General features: G+C 51.3%; 13 protein-coding genes and 1 pseudogene. 5 read left to right on the top strand and 9 right to left on the bottom strand.

The genetic code is table 11. The features are described 5' to 3' along the window. Positions 1-282 precede the first annotated feature (282 nt). A complete protein-coding gene (locus SM755_RS14130) occupies positions 283-618 on the bottom strand; it encodes a hypothetical protein (protein WP_323173241.1) in 336 nt (111 codons plus the stop codon). 240 nt (positions 619-858) lie between these two features. Continuing rightward, the gene (locus SM755_RS14135) at positions 859-1,782 is read right to left on the bottom strand and encodes a DUF955 domain-containing protein (RefSeq protein ID WP_323173242.1); all 924 of its coding nucleotides are present in this window, start codon (positions 1,780-1,782) and stop codon (positions 859-861) included. Positions 1,783-2,090: 308 nt separating this feature from the next. On the opposite strand from SM755_RS14135, the gene SM755_RS14140 reads away from it, so the two are divergent. The 4 genes from SM755_RS14140 (at position 2,091) to SM755_RS14155 (ending at position 4,782) form a co-directional block, all read left to right on the top strand. Next, a complete protein-coding gene (locus SM755_RS14140) occupies positions 2,091-2,429 on the top strand; it encodes a hypothetical protein (RefSeq protein ID WP_323173243.1) in 339 nt (112 codons plus the stop codon). A 269-nt stretch (positions 2,430-2,698) separates the two neighbouring features. After that, positions 2,699-3,688, top strand: coding sequence for an HNH endonuclease (locus tag SM755_RS14145; protein WP_323173244.1), 990 nt, complete (start codon positions 2,699-2,701; stop codon positions 3,686-3,688). Positions 3,689-4,138: 450 nt separating this feature from the next. Further along, positions 4,139-4,402, top strand: a complete 264-nt coding sequence (locus SM755_RS14150) for a hypothetical protein (RefSeq protein ID WP_323173245.1) — start codon at positions 4,139-4,141, stop codon at positions 4,400-4,402. A gap of 95 nt (positions 4,403-4,497) precedes the next feature. Further along, a complete protein-coding gene (locus SM755_RS14155) occupies positions 4,498-4,782 on the top strand; it encodes a PadR family transcriptional regulator (RefSeq protein ID WP_323173246.1) in 285 nt (94 codons plus the stop codon). Between the two features lie 178 nt (positions 4,783-4,960). Here SM755_RS14155 and SM755_RS14160 read toward each other — a convergent pair whose 3' ends face one another. Next, entirely contained in the window at positions 4,961-5,692 is a 732-nt protein-coding gene (locus SM755_RS14160; RefSeq protein WP_323173247.1) for a CPBP family intramembrane glutamic endopeptidase, read from the bottom strand. 43 nt (positions 5,693-5,735) lie between these two features. Next, on the bottom strand, positions 5,736-5,957 hold the full coding sequence (locus SM755_RS14165) for a hypothetical protein (protein ID WP_323173248.1): 222 nt from the start codon (positions 5,955-5,957) through the stop codon (positions 5,736-5,738). A gap of 222 nt (positions 5,958-6,179) precedes the next feature. On the opposite strand from SM755_RS14165, the pseudogene SM755_RS24425 reads away from it, so the two are divergent. Further along, positions 6,180-6,365 (top strand): annotated as a pseudogene (locus SM755_RS24425) (hypothetical protein); the annotation flags it as partial. Between the two features lie 142 nt (positions 6,366-6,507). Here the strand turns inward: SM755_RS24425 and SM755_RS14170 are convergent. The 5 genes from SM755_RS14170 to SM755_RS14190 all read right to left on the bottom strand — a co-directional run bounded on the left by SM755_RS14170 (position 6,508) and on the right by SM755_RS14190 (position 10,823). Further along, positions 6,508-6,807 carry a hypothetical protein gene (locus SM755_RS14170; RefSeq protein ID WP_323173249.1) on the bottom strand — a complete coding sequence of 100 codons (300 nt, stop codon included), beginning with the start codon at positions 6,805-6,807 and terminating at the stop codon, positions 6,508-6,510. Between the two features lie 92 nt (positions 6,808-6,899). Then, a complete protein-coding gene (locus tag SM755_RS14175) occupies positions 6,900-7,175 on the bottom strand; it encodes a helix-turn-helix transcriptional regulator (protein ID WP_323173250.1) in 276 nt (91 codons plus the stop codon). A gap of 885 nt (positions 7,176-8,060) precedes the next feature. Continuing rightward, positions 8,061-8,519 carry a DUF86 domain-containing protein gene (locus SM755_RS14180; protein WP_323173251.1) on the bottom strand — a complete coding sequence of 153 codons (459 nt, stop codon included), beginning with the start codon at positions 8,517-8,519 and terminating at the stop codon, positions 8,061-8,063. Next, the gene (locus SM755_RS14185; RefSeq protein WP_323173252.1) at positions 8,516-8,998 is read right to left on the bottom strand and encodes a nucleotidyltransferase domain-containing protein; all 483 of its coding nucleotides are present in this window, start codon (positions 8,996-8,998) and stop codon (positions 8,516-8,518) included. The genes SM755_RS14180 and SM755_RS14185 overlap by 4 nt, the downstream gene beginning before the upstream one ends. 514 nt (positions 8,999-9,512) lie before the next feature. Continuing rightward, complete coding sequence (locus SM755_RS14190) at positions 9,513-10,823, bottom strand: hypothetical protein (RefSeq protein WP_323173253.1); 1,311 nt, start codon at positions 10,821-10,823, stop codon at positions 9,513-9,515. Positions 10,824-10,842: the final 19 nt, after the last annotated feature.

The following is a 10,842-nucleotide window of genomic DNA, read 5'->3' on the forward strand; positions in this document are numbered from 1 at the left end:
TGAGTAGAAGCCATATTGCCAGATTAGTACCGGCTCAGTGTAACTATACGGTCTTTCCGCAGTTCTACATAAGAGCGGAAAAACTTAACCAACGGACGACAGGGGATAGTCTAACTGTTGGTTAATGGGTTGGAGAAACGGACCAAGTTTCGCGAATGTCTCAAAATCCCATCGATGTCTGATTGATCAAGTTAGGGTTCCTTTGGATTACTTTCGAATCGTCTGAGTCCCCCATCGTGGGGTAAGGGCCAGATCCCACCAGTGACGAGTCCGCACTACTAATCAAAACCGCAATAGTTCATCGAGACCAGCTTTCTCGAGCAATAGGAACGCCATCCCTACGAGGAATACCATCCCAATTACGGTACCCAAGAATCCGAACACAGGGTGGATCACGGTTGAGATGATGCTGGGAGCCATCCAGATCAAGACGAGACCAGAGAGGACAAACCCCGTCGTGTACCGGATATTCCAGTGTTTTGCCGATGTATAGATTCCTAAAAAGATACCAGCGAGCAAGAGCAGATACACCAGCCCAGCAATTACCGGCCCCACAAACTCCTTTGTGACCACAACGATGAGGAAGACACCAATCGGTGGAACAAACACCTCCTCCACACCGCGTCCGATTCCATCAGCCCCAGTAGGCGCCGGCATAACAACTGTTGACCTCTATATTAGCGAAGAATAAAAACCAGTTCCCCTAGGATGATGGTGACACCTACAATCCTACGCGCCTAGGTGTTTTAGCGCTACAGCCTGTCAGTATTCTGGTCCACGGCCGAAACCCTCCACCTCTCGATGGAATTTGAAATTAACCTATACCCGAATTAGCCTGATTGAGTGTTGGTTAAATCTTCAGTCTTCGAGGACGTCGATAAGTTCTTCTGCCGTCCGACTGATCCGGCCGAGGCGCTCGCGAACGACCTCGGGATCGTCCGACTCCCACGCAGCGAGATAGAACGCTGACCTGCTCGTGTCGAGCCCGCAGTAGCGCCCGACGACGTACGCGACGGCTTCGGCCTCGACTTCGCGTTTCGAGCGTTCAGTCTTGTCGTCGACGTCACCGTGCAAGAGTGCGTGGGCATACTCGTGGACGGTCGTTACGGCAAGGTCGGCACTGTTCTCTCGATCGCGAACCTTGATTAGTGGTCGCTCCACAGGAGAGCGGTACTGACACACGCCTCTGGCATCACCGTGAGGCCACTCCGCTGGAGAAACGACCTCAACTTCCATGTCAAGCATCGGTGCCCCCTTGAGGAGCGCTAGCACCAGTTCGTCGGCCTCCCCGGTCGCCTCCGTTTCGAGTTCGGGAAGTGACTCTCCCTTCGTCTGAGAAATATCGAAGACTGGCGCTGGCCGAAAGCCGACAAGTCCTTTCGACCACTCCTCGGGTGGTGTATCGTCGTATTCACAATCACTTCGCTCGTGGTACGACGGTGAGTTCTCACACTCGGGACACTGCTTGGCGATGATCGGCGCCCAGATCCAGATCGCACTCTCGCCTTCTTTGACATGCCGATCGAACTCGGTCTGCCATGTTCGATAGCCGGCAACCCGTATTGCGGTCGGACATTGAAGATTGATCAACAGTGTATTTCGATGTGAGTAATTGTGGAAGCGACTCTGGACGTCTAACCATTCTTTGAACTGGTCGCTTGAAGCGGCGGTCTCGACTTCGTCAACGAGGTCTTCAGCCCACGCTTCGATCGTCCGATGCATCTCGTCATGTCGGGTGTCCGAATCGTCGAACGATTCCTGATTGCTGCTGCTCGTAGTCATGGTCAATCAGTGCTTCCCGAGATGAACTCGAGAAGACCTCCACCCCCTTTGGGGTCTCAAAAGACACGCCGGCAGCGAGCAGTTACAAGATCTTTCACTGAGAGACCTATATTGGGGCTTCCAACGCTACAGAAAACGCTAGCGAGTCAGGAGACAACCACATTCAGCGTAGTTGTGCCGTCGACAGCGAATTTCGCATGTTGATAGGGTGTCATAGAACAGTTCCTACATCCTTTCTCTGTGACTACCCGACAAACGGTAAGTACAGGACAAGGAGTTATCATCATCGCTCGATTAGATGACTACCGATGGATTGGGAACGGGTGAAGAAGGAACTACGAGATGCGGGCTATGCTGGGTTCGAGTTCAATAGCGGAAAAACCGCTGTACCGGGGCTCTCTGGAGAGTGGTTGATTGGTAAGGTTTCACGGGAGGGAGAACTGAAAAATGACAACCAGTCGCTCTTGATACGTATTTGCGATTACCTACCGGGTAGTGCTGCTGTGAATGCTAACCCGGAAAATGCCCCGGAAAGTATACAGAACATCGCTGAAAGACACGGGTTACACGTCGTGATAGTCAGCGTTTCTAACGATAAAGTGCGTATCGCACTTTGTGACCCCTCAGGCCATGATTTGTCCTCCTAACGGCGTGTTCGCAAGTGTAGTGAACGGATAGTTCACCCCTGATTGGGTGAAAAGAACGCCATGCAGATAGTTTTATTATACTTACATGTTGAATCAAGAGACAGATTCTTCATATACCTGGATAGTTGAGTCGGTCCTTGTTTCATTGGTTCTCATGTAGACAATCTCAAAAGGAACTTGCAGCCACCTCAGGCGCGCAAAACCTTCGAAGGTAAGTAGGAAGAATCCTCCATAATAGTGATATATGCACGCTAAAAAGGAGATATAGAATGGCTTCTGAACGACTCCGGAGTATCGTTCCAATGTTTGGTGGAGCGACGAACTATGCTGAAACACTCGATGCAATTATCGAATACGTCAATTCTCAACAGCCAACGACGGATGAACTCGTCGGCTGGCATCGAGGGAGATTTGAGCGAGTCTCGAGTCAGGATTCGATCCTAAGACGGTGTAATTATCTCCAGAACGTTGGCTTTCTTGCGGTTCAGGCTAACGAATGGACGACTGGTTCAGAAGGAGAACGCTATCTTGCGAACCAATCGACCGAAACCTTACTCGAAATCATGTGTCGACGGAACCTCGGGCTTCGGAGCCTGCTCTATGCGTTGGCTATCGGACCAATGTCGATTGAAGAAGTTGGTTGTCAGCAGCTCGAGACACATCCGGAGCTGGGTTGGGATCCGGCTAACGACGACATGGCCCTCCAGCGCATCAATTGGCTCCGGAGTCTTGGTCTCGTTACCACAGCTGGTGAGCAATACGCACTAACGTCTGACGGTTACCACTTCATCGATGAAGCTGTTGAAACGTGGGCTGGGTCCACGACAGTTGATGACGCAGTCACAGCAGATCCGATGACAGCCGGAACGTATGAGACAACGGTCAAGGCCAGATCAATTGATCCGGAATTTAGGGCGATAGCACTTTCACAGTTCGATCAGACCTGTCCAGTATCTGGTGTCGACCATCCGGCGCTATTAGATGTTGCTCACATCCTTCCGTGGACCGCATATCCGGAGTCTCGTGCTGACCTTCGGAACGTTCTCCCACTGAGCAAGACACATCACGCTGCCTTTGATCGTGGTTTCTTTACTATCGATGAAGAATACTGTCTCCGAGTGAATCCAGATTTCGAGACCGACAGTCCGCTACTTCAAGAGACAATTTATGATCAACAGGGAGAGCGACTTCCGTTGCCAGACAAGGCGATTGATCCTGAGTATCTTCAGAGATACAATGCAACGCTCGAGTGGATTTAATTCTTCTCTCTTCGGAGTATTTCCGATATTATTGTCTTGGCGAGCCCATTTCACTGATCTCTAGATAAACAAGATGAGTTACCCGGAGTCAACCCTTGAGGAAGTTGCCATGTTGAATAGCGGCCTCGGAGTGAGGATATCGCTCCCTCCAATTTGAGACTAGTGGTGTCAGCCGCTCACAAGCGAATCTAAAGAGCGGCTATCTACGAAGAAATCGCTATTCAACAGAGCACTCGTTGCTTCTCTTGACCTGTTCGTGTTGATTCTACTGAGGAACTTGCGTGCAGTCACCGCGACCACTCCTCAGAGCGGTCACAGTCCGAACGAAATAGATTGGGAGGATCCTATACAAATACGATTTCTGTGTTTACTTTTTCTTGATATCGGATCGACGGCTTATCGGGGATATCCTTAAGCGGACAACGATGGAGAATCCAGTACGAAGACGCAATGACCGACATCATCGATCCACGGCCACCGCTCCCAGAGTGGATTCTGGATGCCTACGATGTCATTTGTGCCCACGGAACCGATCCTGGGAATCACGAAGGCGCACAGTCGGTTCCTCGGGAGCAGGCACGTGATATCCTTCTCAGTGCTGATGAACTCGCGCTCGAACCTGGCGATGCGGATCATGCACTTACTCGCCTTCTCGAACGGGGTTACTTCTATGCAGTCGACGACGAACTCCGTGTGACGACACCAGAGTACTGAGCTGTGATTTTTAATCGCCATATTCAGTACTTATGTGAATTCATAGAGTGTCTTGCAATAGATAGTCTTATCTAGCAATCTATTCTAGATCAGGTATGTACGACCTTACCGGCTTTCAGCGAGATTTGCTGTACGTAATCGCCGGACAGGATGACCCACACGGACTCGCAATCAAGGATGAACTCGAAGCATACTATGAGGGAGAGATTCATCACGGCCGTCTCTATCCGAACCTCGACACACTCGTCGACAAGGGCCTCGTCGAGAAAGGGGAAGAAGATCGCCGAACGAACTTCTACGCAGTGACGCGTCGCGGAACTCGTGAGATTGAGGCCCGACGTGAGTGGGAAAATCAGTATGTCAATCCCGACAATAGCTAGGATCAATCACTTTACTCCCTCTTGTACATTTTCAAAGCACTGATCTCCGAGTCCAGATAGTTGTCACTATATTCGCGCATAGTTCCTTCGTATCCAGCCAGCATCGAAGCAGTGGGATTGGTATAGTTAATATCGGAGCGCATCAATAGCGCGACGGTGTGCTGGTTAAATGCTTTGCTCAGAGAGCGATGAAAACCACCGACGCGGTTGCAATACTGTTTGCCACAAGGTGGGCAACTGTACTGCTGGTTGTTCCATACCGTGCTCGTAACCCGCACAGAACGAATCCAAGGACGACCAGTGAGACTAAACGGAGAACCGAAGCACCACCATCTACAATGAGGTGTTTTCCGACGAAAGCAACCGCTGTAAGTACCCCACCGACGTAAGTGCCGTATGAGTCCATGAGAGCCGTCTGAATTACTCCTCTCCACGCGAGTTCTTCTGTAATCGGAACGATGATTCCATTTGCCAAAAAGAGCATGGCAGCTATCCAGAGTGTCCCACCAACGCTTTCTGCAAGAGCAGTACTGGCAGCTGCCGATTGAGGCGTACCAACAATCTGCGTGTATCCTACGGTAAACGCTCCAATGACAACATAGTACACGACAACGCTAGCGAGGGCGGGTCCAATCGATCGAAGCGAAATATCGTAGTCCCAGTCTGACGGGGCAATCCCCCGTCGCATTCCTCCTAGCGCGATCGCATATGCGAGCAGTGGAAACCCAACAGCGAGGAAAATCACGTCTGCTCCACGAGCACTTCCAACTACATCCGCAAGTATCCACACACCACCCCCACGCAAGCCAACTTCGACAACTATCCACGTAAGGACGGCAACAGCCGCAAATCCAGTTACTGATCCTCCCGATGGAAACCAAGAGGAGATTCTTGACCTATTCCTCGACATCTATCTGTTAGAAAACGGTATTTTGGACATACTACGTTCCAGTTTATGCGGTCAACGGTGTGCCTTCGGCTCTGAAATGCTCGAAGACCTTGATCAAAGCGAATCCGATTGCCATCACGCCAACAACAGAGACGATTGGGATGATCGCTGTTTCGTGCATCCCAGAGGAGATGAGGAAGAGGTACACTGTAGTAGCAAGGAGCGTAGCGGCCATCATCCTGTTTAGAGTTTCACTACTCAGCTTGAGCCACGTTGCGTCGGACACGTACCGTCGCTTTCCTGTATTCGAACGCATATTCCGACATTGGTTCGTCATATTATAAGCTCTCGGCGAAGATTTTTTCTATACAAAATCTGTCACTCTCTGATGAGGCGGTCGTCAATAACATGCCCTGTTTCATTGACTATTGCTGTGAGTGTTTCATCCGCCACAGAAACATCGATTTCAAGACGTGCCGGGCTCTCCTGAACAAGAATATATAGGGTCTTCGCGCTCGTTCATGCAGCCCTTCGCAGCCCCCGTATTGTACCGACACCGCGATTCATCCGTGACTACGCTCGTAACGATCACATGACCACTGAGAAAGGACGAACACTCATCACGACGATTAGTCCCTATCGAAGTTGGGATACTAGTCCGTACGTTACCCAATTGCTCGTCCAGTTGGAGTGATGCATCCTGCGTTCACCAACTGTTCCATGAATTCACCGAGAACAGAGTGAGACTTCTGCACCATCCCTAGTTATCGGTCCAATCACTTGCCAGCGCCCTCACAAGGCGGCGCAACCACTGCTAACGCTTGCTGAAGACTCAGTCACCGACCAGATACGCCGTAATTGATGTGGACTTCTGGCGTGCTCGGTGAGTCTGGCGCGGCGACACCGTTCCAGTCAACGACGTGCACGTTCGCCATCTGGCCAGAGAATCGGAACCACATCACACCGATATCGACCGCGCCCTCTGCGGAGTGGTCTGTGACAACGGTTGCTTCTTCAAGTGGATCGGCTCCCACTAGTTCGAGTTCACCGTCGACGGTGATTTCGTAGTTCGATGGAACGCCTCTGCCAACGATCGTAAGAAGATGTGGAAGGACATCGTTAGTCTCAGTCAACATACTCTGATGACGCTATTCTCCCTCCATAAGACTTCTCTTCGACAAAAACGTAGAAATCAGTGAATATGTTCTGAATCCGAATCAGGGTCAGTTCACGTGTCTACATATTGACTCTCCCATTCTCGTCGGTCCTCAATCTCATCTGTTCCTGCGTCGGTGATAGCGTAGTAATTCGTGCGGCGATCGAGTTGCCCTTTCTCGACTAGCTCCTTGTTGACGAGCGTATCGAGGTTCGGGTAGAGCCGACCGTGATTGATCTCAGCGCTGTAATACCCCTCGATTTCTTCCTTCACGTCTTGGCCGGATGGTTGGTCGGCACCGACAATCACATACAGCAAATCTCGCTGGAAGCCAGTGAGGTCGTTCATTGTATGTGAGTCATCAACGAACCTGTATTTGACTTATTTCCATATCTGAATTGTATGTGTATACTGTATGACGATCTGGTCTCTGTTACTATCTGGGTTCATTTATACTAGTTCGACAATATTTTAATCCCTGAAATTCTATCCTTCAGGTCAATTTGGTCGTGGAACAGCCGTATACTACAGATATATACTCATCGAACAGTTGAAATGGCACAAGTTGTAAATCGCGTTATGTTCGGTAGTCTCTGCTGTAAGTGGAACCTTCACGAAATATGAATGCGAGAGATAAAGTCGAGTTCAGTGGTGTTTGGGCCGGACTGAGTACCATCCTCGTCTCAGTGCTTGCATTAGGCGTGTTCGTGTTCACGTCGGACCCAATCAACACTGGTGGCGTTGTAACGAGTGGCGCCCTCGCGGCTGTTGGCATTGCGGAGTTCCTTGCCCCCGGGTGTTACCGTGGTTTACTAGTCTTCCTCCTCACTGGACTGGTCTCTTCTGGATACTCATTGGTATCGGTCTTGCCATGCTCGGTGTCGTCGCCTCAACTAGTGTCGGCAAATTTGGTGGTGGTCTGATATTAGGGGTTCTATTCGTGCTCTACGGTTGTCTCACCGCACTTGATCGGTAAACGCATACCCTGTACTTACTGCTCCACTTATTCAGTAGTGAAGAGATCCAAACTTATCGGTGCTATCGGTCAGTAGCTGCTGTCGCGTGATGCTGTTCGTAGTTGCCATGTAGGTTTCACCCTGAATGTATCGGCCGCCTCAACGGAAGTACCTAAGAGAATACAAACTGAGCGCTACTGGAACAGCCATGATCACATACTTGCCCTCTCGTCTTTTGCACGTAGGATCTCCCCAGTATGGTAGCAGTCGATGCTAGTTATTCGTCAAGAGCTCCGATAGACTCGAGATAGCTACGGATTTCGACTACAAACTGTCGGTACCGCTCGAGATCCTGGAGTGCATTGTACACCACATCGTGTTCGATGATCTCACCGTAAGTGTGTGCGAGGACATTACGGAATCGAGCACCCTGTGCCATTGCGTCAGCCGTTGAATCAGACAGTATCTCAAGTTCCTCAAGTGCCTGCATCGATTCCGGATTACTCGTTGGTGGAGTTCCCCGTTCGTGTTTGACCAGTTCTTCGCCGATATCGATGGCCGCCTCAGTCATTTTTACGAACCGTCGCTCAACGATATCCTGCGTATCTGAATCAGCATGATACGCCTCGCGACTCAGCGCCTGCTTCCGAGCGAGGACACCCAAACTCACTTCGATCGTCTCAACAGCGGTGAGTATTCTATTGAGACGGTCAGAAGGAAACGTCTCGCCTGTCATCGGTCACGGGTCTCGCCATCAGTAGCCGTGACAGCGGAACTGCCAAGATGCTCGTCGATTTTCGCTAGTGCCGCATCGAACCGTTCACGTGGTGATTGGTCGGAGGACTCAGTTGGTCGTAGCTGGGTCTCGATGGCTGCCGCATCCTCCGGTTCACCGATGAGCAGAACACCTTGAGCGAAGATACTCTCTACAAGGTCCGGTGATGCCGTTTGGAGGTCAACCAAATCGATCTCATCGGTCTCGAGTGCAGCACTGAGGTCAGCACTCAAACCGAAAAAGACGTCGTTGTAGTCTGGGTGATCAGGTCGAACCGTCTCAAGCACAACTGCGATATCGAGATCACTCCCAGCATGCGTCTCTCCTTGGGCGTGAGACCCGAACAGAATCGCTAGCTTCACTGGATGCTCCTGCAGGACCTCCAGAAGGGTCTCGAGCGGGACGGATTCACCGAGAGCTGCTTCCCCAGTGGTCCTCATTATTGGAAAAGACGCTCTTGTTGCACATAAACACTCAGGTGATAGCCATGGGAGTCGGGTTCTCATAACAAGAGGGGAGTCCACTACACGGGCTATATCGTGGCTGATCTCACTCAAATTACGTACCATAAGTGAATAGAGTGTCTGATGCGCCATATCTCGAGCAGTCGATTGGTGATTCAAGAGAACCAAGCGTCGCTGGAATCGGATCATGCTGACACTCCTCGTTTGGTTCGTCCACCCATGCAATGCGTTGGTCACCTGTCTGGGTGATTGCAATCATTTCTGAATTCCTCGCCCCTTCAGGGAGTCGATAAACTCGGCGGAGAGTTTTGGAACAAGACTCCAGAGTGTCATAAATCAGTTCTCATACTTCCCCGTGGCTACCCAACAAACGGTAAGTACAGGGGGCACACGTATCGGTTAGTATAGGGAAATCCACTCAGCAAATTGAGTACGTGAACCGCCTCGGGGTCAAGCTCCGAGGCACTCGCCTTGCTCATTTGTAGACGGACTACTCGTCTGTCCCTCTGAGTAGCCGTTTCGTCCAGTTCCAGATCGAGTTCGCATCATCAGCAATCTCAGCGTTGTCAATTGCTGAAGACTGATCACGATCTTCGAGCTGTTCCTTACAGGTCGCGAGTTCCTCTCGAAGCACCTGATTCTCCGATTCGAGCTCTTCGATGCGATCGTCTTTCTGCTCGATCGTAGCCTCAAGATCAGATACACGCTCACTCAAGAGTTGGTTCTTCTCGGCCAGATAGGCTGCTCGTGCGCCGTCAGTACCACCTACAGTCTGCCCAGTCGTTGATGTGGATCTATCTGAACTGGTACCCTGTGCAGCCGTTACCTGCGCTCGCTGCGTCGCAGTGCTAGTCTCGTTCTCACTCGACGGATTATAGACGTCGTCCGTACTCGCGATCGCCCGCTCAACCGTTTTCTCACCGTAGGTCGAGCCGTCGTTGTAATGGACTTCGTTCCACTTGTCTCGAAGTAGCCCTGACCGTCGGAAGAGCCGATCAACTTGAGCGTCGTCACCACCGGTCCAGAACGCCAGCAAACAACACAGGGCCATATCCGCTTCTGACTGACTCTCATAGCCAGCGGTCGAGCCGCGCCACAACCGGTCGAACTTCTCGCCGTTCGACGCGTTCCGTGCTCGCTCGAGGAGTTCCTCATCTTCGAGCGTGACCTCTTGATTACACCTACTCCCCGTAGTGGGACCCGATTCAGAAGCCTGCTGTGGCTCCGCTTCGCTTTCTTCTCGAGACTCTGTTTCGCCAATGAACTCGTTGTACACTACCTCAAGTGCATCGGTTCGTTCACCGACTTGAGCTGGCGTTGCATCGACGTGATCGCCGGTCACAGTGAAAAACCGCGCTGTCTCGTACATCTCGACCGACCCACGCCGGCTTCGGTCGCCAGGAATCGATCCCCGAACGATGACGTGATAGCCCGTCCCCGATGGTGACACCTCAGTGAATGAATCGAGTTCAACGATGATCGTCCGCGCTGCTGAACTCGGCGCTCCCGTCTCCGGATCGCGACAGTCGTCAAGGTCGATTCCGACGAACGGATCATCTTCACAAAACACGAAACCGATCCCTGTCGCATCGCCACGCTCGAGATACTCGAGCGCCTCATCAAACGGTCGCCATGTTTCGGGATCCGTTGCTGAGGCATATTCGCCAGTCTTGGGGACAATCGGAACCTTCGTTGTCTTCCCGTCACGTTCTTGCCTACGCCAACAGATCCACTGCTCTCGATTGATGAGCGTCTCTGGAATCGTGTGTGCCTGAACTGCTTTCTCTCTAGTTTTTGTCATACTATCGAACCTCGATCTA

This window comes from Natrialba sp. PRR66 (assembly GCF_034808065.1).
GTDB classification, from domain to species: Archaea; Halobacteriota; Halobacteria; order Halobacteriales; family Natrialbaceae; genus Natrialba; species Natrialba aegyptia.